The sequence below is a fragment of the Cellulosimicrobium sp. KWT-B genome (assembly GCF_002127155.1).
GTDB classification, from domain to species: domain Bacteria; phylum Actinomycetota; class Actinomycetes; order Actinomycetales; family Cellulomonadaceae; genus Cellulosimicrobium; species Cellulosimicrobium funkei.
Map to the genome: position 1 here is coordinate 575,960 of NZ_NEDO01000001.1, position 19,670 is coordinate 595,629.

Consider the following 19,670-nt stretch of genomic DNA (forward strand, 5'->3'; position numbering starts at 1 on the left):
CGGGCGGGATCGGTACGTCGGGCCGGGTCTTACCGGCCGGAGCGGGTCAGGCTCGCGCGGCCGGCACCGGGGGCACCGGGGCGACCCGCCGCCGCGGGAGCGTCGCGATCGCGACCCCGGCGAGGCACAGCGCGCCGCCCGCGAAGGTTACCGGCGCGGGCACCTCCGCGAGCACGAGCCAGGAGAGCACCACCACGAGCGGCGGCACGAGGTACGTCGTCGCCGCGGCACGGCCCGCGCTGAGGCGCGAGAGCGCGTAGCCCCACGTCGTGAACGCGACGGCCGTCGGGCCGAGCCCGAGCAGCACGACCGCCCACGTCGACGACGGCGGCGCCGCGGCGGCGTCGGCCGCGAGCGCCGGGGCGAACGGCAGGAGCGCGACCGTGCCCGCGAGGCACCCGACCCACGTCATCGTCAGGGCGTCGAGGTGCGCGAGGAGGCGCTTCTGCGACGTCGCACCCGCGGCGTAGAGGACGGCGGCGGTGAGCCCGAGCGCCACGCCGACGACGTCGCGCTCGCCCGACGACGTCGCGGCCGCGATGATCGCGACCCCGGCGAACGCCGAGGCCATGCCGACGAGCAGGCGACGCGGGAAGCCCTCGCCGAGCAGGACGCCGGCGAGCACCGCGACGAGGACGGGCGCGACGTTGACGAGGAGCGCCGTCGTGCCGGCGTCGAGGTGCTGCTCGGCCGCGTTGAGCGCGAGGTTGTAGAGGCTGAACCAGCCCACGCCCCACGCGAGGACGCCCGCGAGCACCCGGCCGCGGGGCAGCACGGGCCGGTGGCCGCTGCGCAGCCACCGCACGGCGACGACGGCGGTGAGCCCGAGGCTGCCCGCGAGCTGGCGACCCAGGGCGAGCGACCCGGGCGCGTAGTCGTGCCCGGCGGCGCGCACGCCGATGAACGCCGACGCCCACAGCACGACGGTCACCGCCACCGCGAGGACGACGGGCAGCCCGGCGCGACCCGCCGGCCCGCGGGCGGAGGGCAGGCCCGGCCGGGCGGAGCCGACGGGTGTCGTCGTCGAGGTCTCGGGTGCGGTCACGGGTCGATCGTCGCCCCACCGCACCGTTCAGCACCAGCACGTGTTCCTACCGTTCGATGCAGTACGGCTGTAGCGTGAGGGGATGCTGGACGTGCACCGTCTCCGGATCTTCCGCTCCGTCGTCGCGAGCGGCTCGGTCCAGGCCGCCGCCGCCAACCTCGGGTACACGCCGTCGGCGGTGAGCCAGCACGTGGCCGCGCTCCAGCGCGAGACCGGGCTCGCGCTCCTGGAGCGCGCCGGGCGGGGCGTCCGGCCGACGTCCGCCGGGCTCGAGCTCGCCGCGCAGGCCGACCGCGTGCTCGCCCGGCTCGGCGAGGTCGAGGCCGTCGTCGCGGACCTGCGCGCCGGGCGGACCGGGTCCCTGTCGCTCATGTACTTCGCCTCCGCGGGCTCCGCGTGGCTGCCGCGCGTCGTCCGACGGCTCACGACCGAGTTCCCCGGGGTCCGGCTCGACCTCGCCCTCGGCGAGGCGATCCCCGACGACCCCGACGCCCGCGCCGACGTGCAGGTCGCCGTCGCGTCGCCCGCCTTCGTCCCCGGCACCGGGTTCCGGGCGCACCACCTGCTCGACGACCCGTACGTCGCCGTCCTCCCCGCCGACCACCCGCTCGCGGGGCGGGCCGAGGTGGAGATCGCCGCGCTCGCGACGGAGCGCTGGGTCGACAACGACTTCGCGCGCGGGTGGTGCCGCCGCAACCTCGTCGAGGCGTGCACCGCGGCGGGGTTCAGCCCGCCGTTCCACGTCGAGGCCCACGACTACCCGACGGCGGTCGCGTTCGTCGGCGCGGGCATCGGCATCACGGTGCTGCCACGGCTCGGCGCCGTGCACCTGCCGCCCGGCCTCGTCGCGGTCCCGGTCGTGCGGCCCGCGCCCGTCCGGTCGGTCTACGCCGTCGTGCGCGACGCCGCCGCCTCGACGCCGCCCGCCCGGGCGGTGCTCGACGAGCTGCGCGCGGTCGCGCGCGCGGGCGCCGCCGTGCCGGTCGCGCGCTGAGGCCCGACGCCGCCCGTCACCCGGCGCTGTACGACCGGCCGGGCCAGTAGGCCCACTCCTCGAAGTGCTCGACGCGGCCGTCGGGGGCGAACCGCAGGACCCACAGGTCGCGGTACTCCTGCTCGCGCGGGGCGAGGTAGCGGACCTCGAGGCGCACGACGGCGTCCGGGCCGTCCACCGCGACGGGCTCCGCCGTCACCGTGAAGCGCGCGTCCTCGTCCACGCGCCAGAACCCCCGGATCGCGTCGTGGCCGTGCAGGGGCTCGTCGTCGTAGGGCGAGCGCAGGTACGTCGCGTCCGGGGTGAAGAGCCGTTCGACGGCGTCGGTGTCGCTCGCGCGCCACGCCTCCTCGTACGCGGCGACCCACGCCATGACCTCCTCGCGGCCGCGCTCCTCGGTCATCGGTGGCCCGCCACGGGGCGAGCAGGAACGTTCTGGTGCACGAGAACCTCCAGGGTGGTCGTCGTCGACCCGTCGACGCTACCGAGGTAGAGCCGAGGTCCGCGAGGTAGAGCCCCGGTCCGCCGAGGTAAAACCCTGGTCCGCCGAGGTAGAGCCCAGGTCCGCCCTGGCTGGCTACCACGCCTCTACCTCGGCGAGACCAGCCCTCTCCCTCGGCAGGGCGCGCCCTGTGCCGCGGGGCGCACCTCCCTCGCAGCGCTGCGAGAATCGGGGGCGTGAGCGAGACCCCCGACCCCCGCGCCGACTGGCGGCCGCACATCGCCGACCCGGCCGCCCGACCGCCGTCCACCCTGCCGCACGTGGTGTTCTTCGAGCCGCGCATCCCGGGGAACACGGGCAACGCGATCCGCCTCGCCGCGGTGACCGGGGCGCGTCTGCACCTCGTCGAGCCGCTCGGGTTCGACCTGGACGAGCCCAAGCTGCGCCGCGCCGGCCTGGACTACCACGACCTCGCGAGCGTCGAGGTGCACGCGGACCTGGACGCCGCGCTGGCGACCCTCCCGGGCCGGGTGTTCGCGTTCACGACCCGCGCGACGACGTCGTTCACCGACGTGACGTACCGGCCCGACGACGTCCTGCTGTTCGGCCCCGAGCCGACGGGCCTGCCCGACGCCGCGCTGGCCCACGAGCGGATCACGGACCAGCTGAAGATCCCCATGCTGCCCGGTCGCCGGTCGCTCAACCTCACCAACGCGGCGTCGATCGCCGTCTACGAGGCGTGGCGCCAGACGGGCTTCGCGGGCGGCACATAAGGGAAAGCACGTACCTGGCGAGGGTCAAATTTACGTAGCCCTCGAGTTGCTGACAGAGCAGCGCCACGGTGAACTGTGGCCGGGCTGATCGCGGCCCCCCACACCTGAGCAAAGGAGCTCTATGCGAACTCTCCGACTGCGCGCCCTGGCCGTCTCCGCCCTCGTCGCCGCTGCCGTCGCGATCGCACCCTCGGCGAGCGCGGCCCCCTACGACGGCGGCGTGTGCACGTTCGACGTGACCCGGACCGGGAACGTCTTCACCGTCAGCGCGGGCACGTGCGACTGGGTGCTGCTCGAGGTCTACGGCAACGCGTACGGGACGAACCTCAACCGGTCGGTCTCGACGACGTCGGTCGCGTCGGTGGAGATCGCCGGACCGGTCTGGGGCGTGACCGGCGCCGCCGCGGTGGGCCGCAAGGCTGGCGTGACGGGCCCCGTCGTGCGCGTGCTCTGACCGCTCCTGCCCACCGTCGTGGGCGCACGAAGGGCCCGACCCCCTCACGGGGGGCCGGGCCCTTCCCTGCTGTCGCGAGGTCGTGTCAGACCAGGTCGCGGACCGCCGCGTACTGCTCGCGGATCGCCGGGACCGGGTCAGCCTCGACCAGCGTGGCCGACGACGCGGCCCACGTGGGCGGGGCGACGTCCGCCCCGGAGCCGCCCGCCTCGTGCGCGGCGAGGACCCACGCCGCCTGGCGCGCGGCGCCGTCGGCGACGTACTCGCCGGGCTCGGGGACCGTGACGGGCAGGCCGAGGACCTGCGGCGCGATGCGCCGGACCGCCTCCGACTGCGCGCCGCCGCCGATGAGCTGCACGCGCTCGACCCGGACGCCGAGCGCCCGCAGCGCGTCGAGCCCGTCCGCGAGGCCGCACAGCATGCCCTCGACGTACGCGCGCGCGAGGTGCTCCGGCGTCGACGTGCCGAGCCGGATCCCGTGCAGCGTGCCCGACGCGTCGGGGCGGTTGGGCATGCGCTCGCCCTCCAGGTACGGCACGAGCACGAGCCCGTCCGCGCCGGGGGGCGCCTGGAGCGCGAGCCGCGACAGCCCCGCGTGGTCGACGCCGAGGACGGCGCGCGCGGCGTCGAGCACCCGGCTCGCGTTGAGCGTCACCGCGAGCAGCAGGTACCGGCCGGTCGCGTCGGAGAACCCGTTGACGAGGCCGGAGCCGTCCGCCGTGCGGTCGTCGGTCACGGCGGACACGACGCCCGACGTCCCGATCGACACCGCGACGTCGCCCGCGACCATGCCGAGGCCGAGCGCGGCACCGGCGTTGTCGCCCGCGCCGGGGCCGAGCAGCGTGCCGCCCTCGACCGCGCTCCCGGCGACCGAGGCGTGCGCGACGCCCGCCGTCGCCGACGGCCCGACGACGCGCGGCAGCACGACGTCGGTCCGTCCGAGCGCGAGCTCCAGCAGGTCGAGGCGGTACGCGCCCCGACCGTCGGGACCGTCGTCCCTCGTCGCGTCGTAGTAGCCGGTGCCCGACGCGTCGGACGCGTCGGTGACGAGCGCGTCGAGGTCCGGCCCGAGCGGCGCGGACTCGTCGCCCGCGGGGCCGTACCCCGCGATGCGCCACGTGAGCCAGTCGTGCGGCAGCGCGACGGCGGCGACGCGCGCCGCGTTCTCCGGCTCGGCGTCGCGCAGCCAGCGCAGCTTCGTCACCGTGAGCGACGCGACCGGCACGGACCCGATCGCGTCGGCCCATGCCTGGGCGCCCGCCTCGGTCGCGGACTCGACCCGGTCGTGGGCGTCGGGGACGCCCTCGGCGAGGCGGGCCTCGCCGAGCTCGCGGATCAGGTCGCGCGCGGCCGGGGCCGAGCGCGTGTCGTTCCACAGGAGCGCGTCGCGCACGACGTTCCCGTCCGCGTCGAGCGCGACGAGCCCGTGCTGCTGGCCGCCGACGGCGAGCGCCGCGACGTCGTCGAGCCCGCCCGCCGCGGACGCGGCCTCGCGGAACGCGTCCCACCACGCGTCGGGGTGGACCTCGGTGCCGTCGGGGTGCTTGGCCGAGCCCGTGCGCACGAGAGCGCCCGTCGCGGCGTCGCGCACGACGACCTTGCAGGACTGCGTGGACGTGTCGACGCCGGCGACGAGCACGCGCTCGCCGCCGGCGTCGGACGTCCTGGCGTCGGTGGCCACCTCAGCCGATGAGGTGCTCGAGCGCGAGCTGGTTGAGGCGCACGAAGCCGAAGTCGCGGTTCGCCGCGGCGTCGACGTCGAACTCCTCGTACGCGCCGCGGTCCGCGAGCAGGTCGGCCACGGACTCGCCCTCGCCCAGCGTGGGCTGGCCGAGCTCGAACACGCCCGAGTGCGCGAACGCCTCCTGGACGCGGCTGTCGGCGCGGTACGCCGCGGCCTTGCGCGCGAGCAGGCGGTAGGTCTCCATGTTGGCGCGCGCGGAGTCCCACACGCCCACCTCGTTCTCGGTGCGCGACGGCTTGTAGTCGAAGTGGCGCGGGCCCGTGTACGTGGGGCCGCCGTTCGGGAAGCCGTTCTCCAGCAGGTCGACCGTGAAGAACGCGGAGAGCAGGTCGCCGTGACCGAACACGAGGTCCTGGTCGAACTTGATCGAGCGCTGGCCGTTGAGGTCGATGTGGAAGAGCTTGCCCGCCCACAGCGCCTGCGCGAGGCCGTGCGTGTAGTTGAGGCCCGCCATCTGCTCGTGGCCCGTCTCCGGGTTGAGGCCCACGATGTCGCCGTTGTCGAGCTTCGCGATGAGGCCGAGCGCGTGGCCGATGGTCGGCAGGAAGATGTCGCCGCGGGGCTCGTTCGGCTTGGGCTCGAGCGCGATCTTGAGGTCGTAGCCCTTCTCCTTGATGTACGCCGCGGTGAGGTCGAGGCCCTCCGCGTAGCGCTCGTGCGCGGAGTGCAGGTCCTTGGCGCCGTCGTACTCGGTGCCCTCGCGGCCGCCCCACATGACGAACGTCTTGGCGCCGAGCTCGGCGGTGAGGTCGACGTTGCGCAGCACCTTGCGCAGCGCGTAGCGGCGCACGCCGCGGTCGTTCGACGTGAGGCCGCCGTCCTTGAAGACGGGGTGGCTGAACAGGTTGGTCGTCACCATCTCGATGACGAGGCCCGTGTCCTCGGCGGCCTGGCGCACCGCGTCGAGGCGCTTGGTGCGCTCGGCGTCGTCCGCGCCGAAGGGGACGACGTCGTCGTCGTGGAACGTGAAGCCCCACGCGCCGAGGTCGGCCAGACGACGCACCGACTCGGCCGGGTCGAGCGCCGGGCGGCTCGCGCTGCCGAACTGGTCCTGCGCGGTCCAGCCCACGGTCCACAGACCGAAGGAGAAGTTGATGTCCTGGGTGGTCTCGTCGGCCACGGTGGTCTCCTCGTCGAGAGGGCCGGAGCGACGTCGGTCGACCCCGGCCTATTTATGTCGTACGGCTGAACTTATCCGTCCGGGTCGGTAAGGTCAAGACCGTGAACCGCAGCGTCGCGACCCGGACGGGTCCCCCAGCAGCCCGCCAGGCCACGCTGCGCGAGCACAACCTCGCGCTGGTCGCGCGGGCCGTGTTCGAGGCGTCGCACCCCTGCTCGCGCGCCGACATCGCCGGCGCGAGCGGGCTCACGCGCGCCACCGTCTCGACGCTCGTCGACCGCCTCGTCGCCGCCGGCATCGTGGCCGAGCTGCCGCCCGCCACCCCCCAGCGCGCCGGGCGGCCCGCCGTGCCGCTGGCCCCCGCGCCGCGCACCCTCGTGGGCCTCGGGCTCGAGGTGAACGTCGACTACCTCGGCGGGCGCGTGCTCGACCTCACCGGCGCCGTCGTCGCCGAGCAGGTCGACCCCGACGACCTCCACGACAGCGACCCGACCGAGGTGCTCGCCCGCCTCGGCCGCATCGCGCACGACCTCCTCGCCCAGGTCCGCGCCGACGGCATGACGGTCGCCGGCGCGCGCCTCGCCCTGCCCGGCCTGGTCGACCCGCGCGCCGGCCGGCTCGAGGTCGCACCGAACCTCGGCTGGTCCCACCTCGACCCCGTCCGCCTTCTCGGGCTCGGCCCCGACGTCGCCGTCGAGATCGGGAACGAGGCCAAGCTCGCCGCGCTCGCCCAGGCGAGCCACGGCGTCGTGCCCGACGACGCGACCGGGCCCGCGCCCTCGACCTACCTGTACGTGTCGGGCGACGTGGGCATCGGGTCCGCGATCGTCGTCGACCGCCGCCTGTTCCACGGCCGCCACGGCTGGACGGGCGAGGTCGGGCACGTCGTCGTCGACCCGCACGGCCCCCGGTGCCGCTGCGGCGCGACGGGCTGCCTGGAGCAGTACGCGGGCAAGGACGCGCTCCTGCGCGGCGCAGGCCTGCCCGTCGACGCGCCGACCGGGGCGCTCGTCGCCGCCCTCGACGCCGGCCAGCCGGACGCGCTCGCCGCGGTCGAGCGCGCCGGGACCGCGCTCGGCAGCGCCCTCGCCGACTACGTCAACCTCGTCGACATCGACACCGTCCTGCTCGGCGGCATCTACCCCGCGCTCCTGCCCTACCTGCGCCCCGCCGCCGAGGCCGAGCTCCGGGCCCGCGTCCTCGCCGCCCCCTGGACCGACGTCGTGCTGCTGCCCGCGCCCGTCGGCGACCACGCCGCGCTCACGGGCGGCGCGCGCGAGGTCCTGCGCGGCGTCGTCGAGGACCCGAGCGCCTGGGTCGCCGAGGACTGACCTCCGCTGAGGGAGAACCGTGGTCGAGGCGAGAACTCGACGGCTCCGATCTCGCCAGAGTCAATGGCGCCGCTACTGGAACGGGCGACAGCGGTCGTGGAGGGCGCCGGACCGGCGATCATCGCCGCGCATCGGGCCTGGTGCGGCTATCGCGATGTGATGCTCCCGCACTCAGCCAAGCTCAGGCGACCAACGTCACCCCAGTCCGCCTTCGCTGCGCCCGACCGCGCGTGAGTAGGTCGGAGCATAGGGAAATCCGTGGACGGCTCGTCGGGCGAACCGGAACGAACACCGAGGTGGCGCCGACAGCAACCGCGGCTCCGACGAACTGGGCTTGAGCCGCGCAGCAAGTCGGCGCACTTCGCCGTCGCGCCCGCCCGACGCCTGTAACACAGTCGGCGCCGACTTCGACCTCGCGCTCGCCCGGCAGTGAGCAGCGGCGGACGGGCGACACCCACCCAGCGACTGGCCGCGACCCGCGCTTGTCTGCGCGGCGGGGATCTACACGGAGGCCAGGTACACCAACCGTGTTGGTCTGGTTCGTAAACGGCGGACCGACCACAGAACGCCTAGCCAGATCGCGGGCGCTGCGCCGCAGTGAGCAGTCCTTGGGCTATGCGCGCGGCTCCCGCTAGCTCGTTTCGACGTGTCGCCACACGTTCAGGTTCCCCTTCCCGTCTCTCCGGACCCGCGAGACGATTGTGGCGGCCTTCAGCCGGTTGGCAATCTGCGCGTGAACTTCGTCCTCCGGCAGCTGTACTTTGCCACCGTCGTGCTCGACCAGGTCTGCGTATACCCCGCCCAGAGCACGCAGATGAGGGACAAGCTCGCCCCCCGAGAGGTCAGTTCTGGCAAGGAGCCGGACCATCAGGGGCGGGGGGACCCTGCCTTGCAGAGTCGCGAGTTCCGTCTCGTCCAGCACCAAGTCATGGCTCAGGCTGTACTCAGCTAGCGCGACACATGCACTGCTGGACGCTCCGGCGAGGTACGAGCGCAGGTCGGTCACGACTGCGCACTTGATCGTGTCGTCGACCTCGTCGTGACGCATGAGCGCTTCGACGCGGTCGACCGTCACCACAGCCGGTGACATGAAGGTGCGGAACTCCTCGGAGGCCGCGACGGCGGAGGCGAAGGCGTCGGGGTCAGAGATCGCGGTGGGCGCGAAGGTTGCTGGCGCGTCGTCAACGAGGTCGTGATCGAGGAGCATCCTCACAATGCTTGTCTGCTCGTCCGGGATCTCACTTCCGGCGAGGCGCCGTGCGACCCGGGCTTCCGACACTAGGTCGACTCGCTGTGCCGGGTCGGGCATCGCTTCGGAGGCTCCCACAACAGCGACCACGACGGCCCTTGAGGTCTCGGATTCATCCCAGTCAACGATCGGGCCCTTCGTCTCCATCAGACTTACCAGCGGGGCGTCGACCGACCGGCTCAAGATGTACGCGTTCAGGTTCGCGATGCTCGGCACGAAGCGTCCGTGTGATGCCAGCGCCGACCAAGTGCTCGGTGGCGAGGCAGTCAGATCGACAAGCACGCACTCCGGGTTCGCCCGTGCCACGACGGCACCGATAAGTGCCTCGTCGAGGTTCGCGAGGTCGCCCAGGACGTCGGCAAACGTGGCGGGGTCCTCGACGGTCGGCTCGCTCCCTGTCGCATGCAGATAGTCACTGAGGCGGTCCAGGACGGTCGCGTGCACGACGCCATCATTTGCTGCGAGGCGATCGAGACTGAACGATGAGAGCCCTGTGACGCGGGCAAGGTTGGAGGCGGTCACTGGGTAAGCCCGCGCCTCTTTAATTGGCGCAAGTGCCTCTTCCCCGACCGGGTCGAGGTCAGCGAAGATGACGCCCGCACTCACCGCGAGCTCAGCCGCCCTGCGGTTTGAACTGGCACCACGGAAGGATGTCAGCTGAAGGTAGTTAGCTTCAATGAATGAGCGCACGCTTGAGCCGAGGTCGTAGGTGACCTCGTCGCTCCAGGAGCTGAGCGCCGCGTCGACCATGCCCCGAAGACGCGAGACGTCAACGCGGGTGTCCTCGACCAGGTAGGCGAGAATCGAAGACCACAACGGCGTGAGTTGCTCGACAAACTTCCCGGGCATGCTTCCGTACTCGACGTATGCAGACAGCATCCCGATCTCCTCCGCGCCCATCCTCGCGACGTTCGTGATGACGGTGCGTGCATGGTGCGGCGCCTTTGTGAGCAGGTGGTCGAGCAGGGTGACGTTGTAGGCGCCAACGTCCTCGAGCGCGTTCGGGCGGTCGTTCAAGACCGCGCCGACGTCAGCGTCGGTCAGCTCGTACAGCAGGTCTGAAACGCCCCTGTCGATGTTCCTCTGGATGAAGTTCATTGCGTTGAGGGAGACCTGCTCGGCGTAGAACGGGGCGATGTTCAGGCTGAAGTACTCGTCCAGGTAGCCGTGCTGCACGAGGTCGGCGGCGAGTTCGGACCCGAGGATGCGCCGCGTTGCGTCCGTGAACGTCTTCCCGGACGCGGTAGGCGTGCTCGGGGACCCGAAGAGCACCTTCCAGGTCGCGCGGGAAAGCATGGCTACGGTTCGCTCGAGGTTCGCGAGTTCACGCTCCATCTGTGGACGCGCCTGCGTGTCCCAGCTCTCTGCTGTCAGCGGCTCGTTCAGCAACACCGCCGCGAGCTGGGGTGTTAATGGCCACGACCCGTGGCGCGTCGCAACTGATGCGTTGCTGACTCCTCCGGCTACGTCGCGCCAGAATTCTGTCGACGTGAGGACTTCCTGCGGCACGGCCTGGTTGTACGGCGGCAATGTGACCTGCGCGCTGAGGTCGCCCATCACGATATGAAGCCGGCGGCCGAGCATCTCGCTGCGGTACGCCGCGGCGTCTTGGTTGGCGAGTGCGGCGCGCAGGTCCTGGACGCGCTGCGTCCGCTCCTTGACGTTGTGGGTGACGAGGTCTCGGCCGAGCTCATAGAGAACGTCCAGGTTGCTCGTGCCGAATCGGATCTTCTCGAAGTCCTGCAGATGCACGTTCTTGTAGACGACCACCGCAAGCAGCTTGTCCGCGTCCATTTCGGGGACCGGGTGAGGACCGGCGATGAGATGGTGGTGGAAGACCTTGAACTCGTTGCGGATGTTGGTCACGAGCCGCATGTCCGCGATGTGCCGGGCGACGATGTTCAGTAGGCGATCGCTGACGCCGAAGCCATCGGCGCGAAAGGCCTTTGTCATGATGTCCCGGGCGTTCTCCCGAGTGATGAACGGGACGACTGGGATGACGACGTCGAAGAACTTCGTCCGGTTGGCTCGCTGGACGTCCTGACTTGCAATGTCATGCGGCTTTGTCGCCGTATATCCGCTCTGCGACTTGGCGGCCCCGTCCGGATCGGCCGTCAGTTCCTTCAGGTCGTCCTCGAGTTTTTGGAACAGTGAGTCGCGCATCGCGTACACGAACCGGACCGGCTTGCGGCGGAGTTGCGGCGCGGAGTTCAACAGCGTGTTCAACGAGCGCAGCGCCTCGAAGATCCCCGTGTCGTTGAACCGGTCGATGTCCTCGAAGATGACGAGGTCGTACTCGGTGACCTCGAAGAAGTAGACGATCTCGTCGAGGTACTGATCGAAGTAACTCGCGGTCGGGGCCCGCGAGAGCGAGATGCTCGCTGGTCCTGCCGCCACCTGGTCTACCGACACGCGGCCACCCATCATCCGGCGCACTAGGTATGCGATGGCGCCGAAGAGCAGGAACGTGACTACGAACGCGAGCGTAGGGTTCGAGAACCCGTGCACGACGCTCGAGCCAATACTCCGCCCGAGCGTGACAGCCGCGGCTACGGCAGCGCCGACGAGCGCCGCCAGGAGCAGGCCGTCTCGCTTCCGTCCGCGAGAGGTCCGGTCGAAGCGGGAGCGTGGCGCCTTCGCAGGCGCGACAGTGTAGAGAATCTGCTTGACGATCTCTTTCTGGATCTGGTTCGTCAGATCCGCGGTGGTGTCAAGACCCATGCTCGACAGCGAGATGTTCAGCGACTTGTGCTTCTTGGCCGTTGTGATCTTTGTGAGCCTGGCGAGGACACCGTGTTCCTTCTGGGAGTAGGCCTCGGTTAGCCCGACGAGGATGCTGCTCTTCCCAGTGCCGTAGGCCCCGGTGAGTGCCACATTCCGGACGTCCGGCTCCGCGAGCGCAGCGTCGAGCAGGCCCAGGTAGATCTCGTGGTGCGCCGGCTCGTACGCCGGCGTCAGCAGGTTGAACTCAAACGGGAGCGGACGGGCGCCGTTCGAACTGCGTTCGCGCTTTGGCATGCTGCGATGCTAGGGCGTCGGCGACGTTCCCACCCGTGCGCCCACTCGTGAACACGTGGGCTCGATGCACGCCGGTTGGCCCGCCTTGGTGTCTAGTTTCCGTTCCCGGCGAGCAGCACCCGTTCAGCGCCAACGTCATTGCACCCAACACGCATCGGATGGGCAGGGAAACGACGACGTCAGAGCAGCCCAACGCGATCGGGTCGTCCGCCGCGGCGTGGGCGAACGGGCACCGCGGGCGGTCGCCCGCGTGAGCAGAGAGCAGGGCGAGACGACGCCGGGCTGGGTGGGTGGTGGTGCCGCGTCGTGGTCGGGCCTGGCGGGAGCCGCGAGGAACGAGCGGCGGATGGTAGACGCGGCACCACCACCCACCCCGACCACCCAGGCGACCACACGCCGTCGAGCACAACAACCCCGGTTCTACCTCGGCGGACCACGGTTCCACCCCGCGCGACCACCGTTGTACGTCGGCCGACCAGGGTTCTACCTCGGCGGACTGGGGTCTACCTCGGGGGCGGGGCGGTGCTCGCTCGCTCGACGAGGCGGGTCGGGACGAGGCGGGTGCCGGCCTCGTGGACGCCCTCGCGGACCTGCCGGAGCACCTGCTCGACGAGCCGGCGCCCGACCTCGGCGAAGTCCTGGTGGACGGTCGTGAGCGGGGGCAGGAACTCGCTGGACTCGGGCAGGTCGTCGAACCCGACGACGCTCACGTCCTGCGGGACCCGTCGGCCGGAGTCGTGCAGGGCCCGGACGAGACCCAGGGCCATCTGGTCGTTGGCGACGAACACGGCGGTGAGGTCGTCGCGGCGCGCGAGGCGCAGCCCGGCCTCGTACCCGGACGACGGCGACCAGTCGCCCCGCTCGATCGGCGGGACCTCGCGGCCCGCGTCCTCGAGCGTGGCCCGCCACGCGGAGGTGCGGCGCTCGGCCGCGAACGAGAGCGCGGGCCCGGCGAGGTGGTGCACGGTCCGGTGCCCGAGGTCGAGCAGGTGCTGCACGGCCTGGCGGGTGCCGTCTGCCTGGTCCGTGTCGACGACGGCGTAGCTCTCGCCCGCGTCGGAGTCGGCGACGACGACCTGGACGCCGGGCGGCAGGCTGACCTGCGCGACGTCGAGGAGGTGCACCTCCATGAGCAGGATGATCGCGTCGACCGCGAGCTCGCCGAGGCGCGTGAAGGCGCCGTGGACGCCGTCCTGGGTGGGCGCCGCGACGGGGATGACCGTGATGGCGTAGCCCTCGGCGGCGGCCGAGGTCGCGATGGCCTCGAGCGTGCGGACGTTGCCCGTGGTCGCGAGCGAGAAGAGGATGACGCCGATCGTGCGGAACGACCCGCTCTTCAGCGCGCGGGCCGCGCTGTTGGGCCGGTAGCCGAGCTCGGTCATCGCCTCGAGGACGCGCGAGCGCGTGCTCTCGACGACGCCCGGGTGCCCGTTGGAGACGCGGGAGACGGTCTGCGCGGAGACCCCGGCGACGCGCGCGACGTCGGCCATCGAGACGCGCCGTGCCGTGCGGACGGCAGCCCCCCCGGTGCGCGTCAGGGCGGAGGTCTCGTCGTCGAGCCCGTCGGTCATGGCGTCCTCGTCCTCGTGGTGTCGGCACAGTACCCGTGCCGGACCGGTGTCGTGGCCGGTCAGGACCCACAGTAGGCGATGTTTGCGCAAACACCGAACCTCGTGCCATGCTCATGTTTACGCAAACAACGGCGACGACGGACGTCGCCGTCCCCCGATGACGAGGACCACAGCATGACGACGACGTCCCCACCCGTGGCAGCGCTCCGGCCACCGGTCGGCGCTCCTTCGTCCCTCCCGGCGCGGCGCCGACGGCGCTCGTGGACCGGCTGGGGCTTCGTGGGGCCGTTCATGGCGGTCTTCGCGCTCGTGTTCCTCGCACCGATCGCGTACTCGATCTACCTCAGCCTGTTCCGCACCCAGATGGTGGGCGGCACGCAGTTCGTCGGGTTCGAGAACTACGCCCGCGCGTTCTCCGACCCGCAGTTCTGGTCGGGCGTGTCTCGCGTCGGGCTGTTCCTCGTGGTCCAGGTCCCGATCATGCTCGGCATCGCGCTGCTCGTCGCGCTCGCGATCGACTCCGGACGCCTGTACGGGCGGAACTTCTTCCGGATCTCGATCTTCCTCCCCTACGCCGTCCCGGCCGTCGTCGCGACGCTCATGTGGGGCTTCATGTACGGGACGCGCTTCGGCCTCGTCGCGAACATCAACGACGCGCTCGGCACGACGATCCCCAACCCGCTCTCCCCCGACTGGGTGCTGCTGTCGATCGGCAACATCGTGACCTGGGAGTTCGTGGGCTACAACATGCTCATCTTCTACTCGGCGCTGCGCGTCGTGCCGACCTCGCTCTACGAGGCCGCCGAGCTCGACGGCGCGTCCCAGTGGCAGGTCGTCCGGGCGATCAAGATCCCCGCGATCCGCGGCTCGCTCGTCATCGCGACGATCTTCTCGATCATCGGCTCGTTCCAGCTCTTCAACGAGCCGAGCATCCTGCAGAGCCTCGCGCCGAACGCGATCACGACGTACTTCACCCCGAACCTGTACGCGTACTCGCTGTCGTTCTCCGGCCAGCAGTACAACTACTCGGCGACCGTCGCCATCATCATGGGCGTCCTCACGATGATCGTGGCCTACGTCGTCCAGCTGCGCGGCATGCGCAAGGAGGCCTGACGATGACCGCCACGACCCCCTCGACCCCGGCGGTCCCCGCCACGTCCCGCACGACGACGAGCGCCACGACGCGCAAGCCCGTGCGCCTGCGCTCGCGCGCCCCGCACAGCGTCGCCCGCCCGCGCCGCAGCGTCCTGCTGACCGTCCTCACCGGGATCGTCCTGCTCTACGCGCTCGTGCCGCTGTTCTGGCTCGTCGTCAACGCGTCCAAGACGCAGTCGAGCCTGTTCTCCTCGTTCGGCCTGTGGTTCAGCGGCGACTTCGCGCTCTTCGACAACATCGCCCGGACGCTCACCTACGACGGCGGCATCTTCGGCCGCTGGTTCGCGAACACGCTGCTGTACGTGGTGGTCGGGGCCGGCGGTGCGACGTTCCTCGCGGTGCTCGGCGGCTACGCGCTCGCGAAGTTCGACTTCCCCGGCAAGCGCGGCGTGTTCGCGACGGTCATCGGCGCGGTCGCGGTGCCGGGCACGGCCCTGGCCGTCCCGACGTTCCTCATGTTCAGCCAGATGGGGCTGACGAACACCCCGTGGGCGGTCATCATCCCGTCGCTCATCTCGCCGTTCGGCCTCTACCTCATGTGGGTGTTCGCCGCCGAGTCGATCCCGACCGAGCTGCTCGAGGCCGCGCGCGTGGACGGGTCGAGCGAAGGGCGCACGTTCTTCCAGGTGTCGCTGCCGCTGCTCGCGCCCGGGATCGTCACCGTCCTGCTCTTCACGATGGTCGCGACGTGGAACAACTACTTCCTGCCGCTGATCATGCTCAAGGACCCCGACTGGTACCCGCTGACGCTCGGCCTCAACGCGTGGAACGCGCAGGCCGCGACCGCCGGCGGCGAGGCGATCTTCGACCTCGTGATCACCGGCTCGCTCCTCACGATCCTGCCGCTCGTCGCGGCCTTCCTCCTGCTCCAGCGCTACTGGCAGTCCGGCCTCGCGGCCGGGTCCGTCAAGGAGTGACGCCCGCGCCGCCGCACGGGCCGGCCCACCACCCCCGCACCCACCCCGCCCGATCCGTCTGACGACGAAGTGAGAGGAACCCTCATGTCCATCCGCACCACCCGCGCCCTGCGCGCCGTCGCCGCCACCGGCGTCGTCGCGCTGGCCCTGGCCGCCTGCAGCTCGGGCGGCGGCAACGACTCCGGCGGGGACGCCGGCTCGGCCGACGACGTCGCCGCGGCCCTCGAGGAGGGCGGCAGCCTCACGGTGTGGGCCTGGGAGCCCACGCTCGAGCAGGTCGTCAGCGACTTCGAGGCCGAGTACCCGAACGTCGACGTCGAGCTCGTCAACGCGGGCACCGGCAACGACCAGTACACCGCCCTCCAGAACGCGATCGCCGCCGGCAAGGGCGTGCCCGACGTCGCGCAGGTCGAGTACTACGCGCTCCCGCAGTTCGCGCTGTCGGACGCCGTCGCCGACCTGTCGTCGTTCGGTGCCGACGAGCTCGACGGGACCTTCACCCCCGGGCCGTGGAACGCCGTCCAGCAGGGCGAGGGCATCTACGGCCTGCCCATGGACTCCGGCCCCATGGCCCTCTTCTACAACGAGGAGGTCTTCACGCAGCACGGCATCGAGGTGCCGACGACGTGGGACGGCTTCGTCGAGGCGGCGCGCGCCCTGCACGCGGCCGACCCGAACGTGTACATCACCAACGACACGGGCGACGCCGGGTTCACGACGTCGCTCATCTGGCAGGCCGGCGGCCAGCCGTTCCAGGTCGACGGTACGGACGTGACGATCGACCTCGCGGACGAGGGCAGCACGCAGTTCGCGCAGACCTGGCAGACGCTCATCGACGAGGACCTCCTCGCGCCCGTCAGCTCGTGGAGCGACGAGTGGTACCAGGGCCTCGGCAACGGCACGATCGCGACGCTCGCGATCGGCGCGTGGATGCCCGCGAACCTCGAGTCGGGCGTGCCCGACGGCGCGGGCAAGTGGCGGGTTGCCCCGCTCCCCCAGTGGGAGGAGGGCGCGTCCGCGAGCGCCGAGAACGGCGGCTCCGCGCTGTCCGTCCCGGCCGCGAGCTCGAACCAGGCGCTCGCGTACGGCTTCCTCGAGTACGCGAACGCGGGCGACGGCGTGCAGACGCGCGTGGACGGCGGCGCGTTCCCGGCCACGACGGCCGAGCTGGAGTCCGACGAGTTCCAGGGCTTCGAGTCCGAGTACTTCGGCGGCCAGAAGATCAACGAGGTCCTCGCGCAGTCGGCGTCCGACGTCGTCGAGGGCTGGTCGTACCTGCCGTTCCAGGTCTACGCGAACTCGATCTTCAACGACACCGTAGGCCAGGCCTACGTCTCGGGCACGACCCTCGCCGACGGCCTGAAGGCCTGGCAGGACGCGTCCGCGAAGTACGGCACCGAGCAGGGGTTCACCGTCACCGAGTGACCCGGCCCCGCCGGGCGCCCACCGGGGCGCCCGGCCCTGCCCCGTCGGCCGCGTGGTCGCGCTTCCCGGCGCGACCACGCGGCACCCCGCCGACGGCCCACCCCGCCGTCGACCGCTCTGCGAGCACCTGAGGAGCCTGCATGTCTTCCCCCACCCCGTTCCGCTGGCTGCGCCGTCCCGGGCCGCACACGCCGCCGGGCGAGCCCGGCGCGCACACGCCGTCGGGCCTGTCCTACGGCGCGGACTACAACCCGGACCAGTGGCCGCGCGAGGTCTGGGACGAGGACGTGCGCCTCATGCGCGAAGCCGGGGTGACGGTGGTCTCGCTCGCGATCTTCTCGTGGGCCCGCATCCAGCCGACCGAGGACACGTGGGACTTCGCGTGGCTGGACGACGCGATGGACCTGCTCCACGCGCACGGCATCACGGTCGACCTGGCGACGGCGACCGCCTCGCCGCCGCCGTGGCTGACGACGAAGCACCCGGAGGTCCTGCCGCAGACCCGCACGGGCGAGACCCTGTGGCCGGGCGCGCGGCAGCAGTGGCGCCCGACGTCGCCGGTCTTCCGGGAGCACGCGCTGCGCCTCGTCGAGCGCATGGCCGAGCGGTACGGCGACCACCCGGCGCTCGTCGCCTGGCACGTGTCGAACGAGCTCGGCTGCCACAACGTCTACGACTTCTCCGACGACGCGGCCGCGGCCTTCCGCGCGTGGCTGCGCGACCGCTACACGACGCTCGACGCGCTCAACGCCGCGTGGGGCACCGCGTTCTGGTCGCAGCGCTACAGCGCGTGGGAGCAGGTCCTCCCGCCGCGGCTCGCCGCGTCGCACCCGAACCCGACCCAGCAGCTCGACTTCAAGCGCTTCTCGTCCGACGCGCTCCGGCAGTACCTGCGCGCCGAGGCGGAGATCCTGCGCCGCGTCACGCCGGACGTGCCCGTGACGACGAACTTCATGGTCATGGGCGAGACGAAGGGCATGGACTACGCCGCGTGGGCGGACGAGCTCGACTTCGTCTCCAACGACCACTACGTGCTGCCCGGCCCGCAGGCGCTCGACGAGCTGTCGTTCTCCGCGAACCTCACGGGTGGCATCGCCCGGCACCGCCCGTGGTTCCTCATGGAGCACTCGACGAGCGCGGTGAACTGGCAGCCCGTCAACGTCGCGAAGAAGCCGGGCGAGCTCGCGCGCGACTCGCTCACCCACGTGGCCCACGGCGCCGACGCGGTCTGCTACTTCCAGTGGCGCCAGTCCGCGGCCGGCGCGGAGAAGTACCACTCGGGCATGGTCCCGCACGCGGGCGAGCGCTCGCGCCTGTTCCGCGACGTCGTCGCGCTCGGCGCGACGCTGCGCGACCTCGCGCCCGTCGCGGGCAGCACGCAGAAGCCCGCGCGCGCCGCGATCGTCTTCGACTGGGACTCGTGGTGGACGAGCGAGCTCGACTCCCACCCCACCGACCGGCTGCGCTACCGCCAGGAGGCGCTCGACTGGTACTCGGCGTTCCTCGCGCTCGGCGTGCGCGCGGACGTCGTGCCGTCCGCGACGGACCTCGCGACGTACGACGTCGTCGTGGCGCCGGTGCTGCACGTCGTCCCGGCCGGGCTGCGCGACCGCCTCACGGCGTTCGTCGAGGCGGGCGGCCACCTCGTCACGACCTACTTCTCGGGCGTCGTCGACCAGGACGACCACGCGTGGCTCGGCGGCTACCCGGGCGCGCTGCGCGACCTGCTCGGCATCCGGGTCGAGGAGTTCGCCCCGCTGCTGGACGGCGAGAGCGCGACGGTCGAGCTCGCGGGCGAGCAGCTCGAGGGCACGGTGTGGACCGAGCCGGTGGACGTCGTCGACCCCGACGTCGAGGTGCTGGGCTGGTACAAGACCGGCGAGCAGGCCGGCCGCGCCGCCGTGACGCGCCGGACGGTCCGGACCGGGGACGGCTCGGGCGCCCGCGAGGGCTCCGCCGCGTACGTCTCCACGCGCTTCGGCCGCCAGGGCCTCGTCCCCGTCCTCGCCCGCCTGCTCGACGACGCGGGCGTGCGCAGCGAGCTGCCCGCCGCCGTGCGCGGCGACGTCGAGCTCGCGGTGCGCACCGACGGCACGGACGACTTCTGGTTCCTCGTCAACCGCACCGCCCGTCCGGTCGAGGTGCCCGACGTCGCGGGCGACGTCCTCGCCGGGCGCCGCCTCGCGCCGTCGGGCACTGGCTCCCCGGAGACCGGCGCGCTCCTGCTCGAGCCGCGCGGCGTCGCCGTGGTACGACGCCCGGCCGAACCGACCCCGCCGAGGTAGAGCCCCGGTACCACGAGGTAGAGGCCTGGTAGGCCGAGGTAGAGGCGTGGTCACGACCAGGCCTCTACCTCGCGAGACCGCGCCTCTACCTCGGCAGAACAGTCCCCGCGGGAACGACCCGCACCCGGTGCACCCCGCCGGTTCGCA

14 protein-coding genes are annotated in these 19,670 nt (G+C 71.9%); 8 read left to right on the forward strand and 6 right to left on the reverse strand.

Annotation, left to right across the window (positions count from 1 at the left end; genetic code table 11):
• Positions 1–46: 46 nt before the first annotated feature.
• On the reverse strand, positions 47–1,045 hold the full coding sequence (locus B9L22_RS02490; RefSeq protein ID WP_086149083.1) for a DMT family transporter: 999 nt from the start codon (positions 1,043–1,045) through the stop codon (positions 47–49).
• Between the two features lie 82 nt (positions 1,046–1,127).
• Between B9L22_RS02490 and B9L22_RS02495 the strand changes: the two genes are divergently transcribed.
• Complete coding sequence (locus B9L22_RS02495) at positions 1,128–2,039, forward strand: LysR family transcriptional regulator (RefSeq protein ID WP_086149084.1); 912 nt, start codon at positions 1,128–1,130, stop codon at positions 2,037–2,039.
• 16 nt (positions 2,040–2,055) lie between these two features.
• Here B9L22_RS02495 and B9L22_RS02500 read toward each other — a convergent pair whose 3' ends face one another.
• Complete coding sequence (locus tag B9L22_RS02500) at positions 2,056–2,442, reverse strand: nuclear transport factor 2 family protein (protein ID WP_086149085.1); 387 nt, start codon at positions 2,440–2,442, stop codon at positions 2,056–2,058.
• Positions 2,443–2,792: 350 nt separating this feature from the next.
• Between B9L22_RS02500 and B9L22_RS02505 the strand changes: the two genes are divergently transcribed.
• Both B9L22_RS02505 and B9L22_RS02510 read left to right on the forward strand, forming a co-directional pair.
• Entirely contained in the window at positions 2,793–3,254 is a 462-nt protein-coding gene (locus tag B9L22_RS02505) for a tRNA (cytidine(34)-2'-O)-methyltransferase (protein ID WP_086149625.1), read from the forward strand.
• A gap of 121 nt (positions 3,255–3,375) precedes the next feature.
• The gene (locus tag B9L22_RS02510; RefSeq protein ID WP_021483154.1) at positions 3,376–3,708 is read left to right on the forward strand and encodes a hypothetical protein; all 333 of its coding nucleotides are present in this window, start codon (positions 3,376–3,378) and stop codon (positions 3,706–3,708) included.
• An 85-nt stretch (positions 3,709–3,793) separates the two neighbouring features.
• Here B9L22_RS02510 and B9L22_RS02515 read toward each other — a convergent pair whose 3' ends face one another.
• Both B9L22_RS02515 and xylA read right to left on the reverse strand, forming a co-directional pair.
• On the reverse strand, positions 3,794–5,389 hold the full coding sequence (locus B9L22_RS02515; RefSeq protein WP_233139610.1) for a xylulokinase: 1,596 nt from the start codon (positions 5,387–5,389) through the stop codon (positions 3,794–3,796).
• 1 nt (position 5,390) lies between these two features.
• A complete protein-coding gene (xylA, locus tag B9L22_RS02520) occupies positions 5,391–6,572 on the reverse strand; it encodes a xylose isomerase (RefSeq protein ID WP_021483358.1) in 1,182 nt (393 codons plus the stop codon).
• 101 nt (positions 6,573–6,673) lie between these two features.
• Between xylA and B9L22_RS02525 the strand changes: the two genes are divergently transcribed.
• Positions 6,674–7,903, forward strand: coding sequence for an ROK family transcriptional regulator (locus B9L22_RS02525; protein WP_086149086.1), 1,230 nt, complete (start codon positions 6,674–6,676; stop codon positions 7,901–7,903).
• A gap of 631 nt (positions 7,904–8,534) precedes the next feature.
• Here B9L22_RS02525 and B9L22_RS02530 read toward each other — a convergent pair.
• Together B9L22_RS02530 and B9L22_RS02535 are read right to left on the reverse strand one after the other, a co-directional pair.
• Positions 8,535–12,170 (reverse strand): hypothetical protein, encoded by a 3,636-nt coding sequence (locus tag B9L22_RS02530; RefSeq protein WP_086149087.1) that lies wholly within the window; start codon positions 12,168–12,170, stop codon positions 8,535–8,537.
• Between the two features lie 503 nt (positions 12,171–12,673).
• Positions 12,674–13,741 (reverse strand): LacI family DNA-binding transcriptional regulator, encoded by a 1,068-nt coding sequence (locus B9L22_RS02535; RefSeq protein WP_369824783.1) that lies wholly within the window; start codon positions 13,739–13,741, stop codon positions 12,674–12,676.
• A 174-nt stretch (positions 13,742–13,915) separates the two neighbouring features.
• On the opposite strand from B9L22_RS02535, the gene B9L22_RS02540 reads away from it, so the two are divergent.
• The 4 genes from B9L22_RS02540 (at position 13,916) to B9L22_RS02555 (ending at position 19,523) form a co-directional block, all read left to right on the forward strand.
• Positions 13,916–14,854, forward strand: coding sequence for a carbohydrate ABC transporter permease (locus B9L22_RS02540; RefSeq protein ID WP_031315702.1), 939 nt, complete (start codon positions 13,916–13,918; stop codon positions 14,852–14,854).
• 2 nt (positions 14,855–14,856) lie between these two features.
• Entirely contained in the window at positions 14,857–15,813 is a 957-nt protein-coding gene (locus B9L22_RS02545; protein WP_086149088.1) for a carbohydrate ABC transporter permease, read from the forward strand.
• Positions 15,814–15,897: 84 nt separating this feature from the next.
• On the forward strand, positions 15,898–17,238 hold the full coding sequence (locus B9L22_RS02550; protein WP_021481965.1) for a sugar ABC transporter substrate-binding protein: 1,341 nt from the start codon (positions 15,898–15,900) through the stop codon (positions 17,236–17,238).
• Positions 17,239–17,378: 140 nt separating this feature from the next.
• Positions 17,379–19,523: a beta-galactosidase gene (locus tag B9L22_RS02555; RefSeq protein WP_086149089.1), complete on the forward strand. Its 2,145-nt coding sequence runs from the start codon at positions 17,379–17,381 to the stop codon at positions 19,521–19,523.
• The last annotated feature ends 147 nt before the right edge of the window (positions 19,524–19,670 follow it).

What these genes read in the sequence shown, in the direction of transcription:
- B9L22_RS02495 (WP_086149084.1), top strand. Translation starts at nt 1,128, where the DNA reads ATGCTGGACGTGCACCGTCTCCGGATCTTCCGCTCCGTCGTCGCGAGC.
- B9L22_RS02500 (WP_086149085.1), bottom strand. Translation starts at nt 2,442, where the DNA reads ATGACCGAGGAGCGCGGCCGCGAGGAGGTCATGGCGTGGGTCGCCGCG.
- B9L22_RS02510 (WP_021483154.1), top strand. Translation starts at nt 3,376, where the DNA reads ATGCGAACTCTCCGACTGCGCGCCCTGGCCGTCTCCGCCCTCGTCGCC.
- B9L22_RS02530 (WP_086149087.1), bottom strand. Translation starts at nt 12,170, where the DNA reads ATGCCAAAGCGCGAACGCAGTTCGAACGGCGCCCGTCCGCTCCCGTTT.
- B9L22_RS02535 (WP_369824783.1), bottom strand. Translation starts at nt 13,741, where the DNA reads ATGACCGACGGGCTCGACGACGAGACCTCCGCCCTGACGCGCACCGGG.
- B9L22_RS02540 (WP_031315702.1), top strand. Translation starts at nt 13,916, where the DNA reads ATGACGACGACGTCCCCACCCGTGGCAGCGCTCCGGCCACCGGTCGGC.
- B9L22_RS02545 (WP_086149088.1), top strand. Translation starts at nt 14,857, where the DNA reads ATGACCGCCACGACCCCCTCGACCCCGGCGGTCCCCGCCACGTCCCGC.
- B9L22_RS02550 (WP_021481965.1), top strand. Translation starts at nt 15,898, where the DNA reads ATGTCCATCCGCACCACCCGCGCCCTGCGCGCCGTCGCCGCCACCGGC.
- B9L22_RS02555 (WP_086149089.1), top strand. Translation starts at nt 17,379, where the DNA reads ATGTCTTCCCCCACCCCGTTCCGCTGGCTGCGCCGTCCCGGGCCGCAC.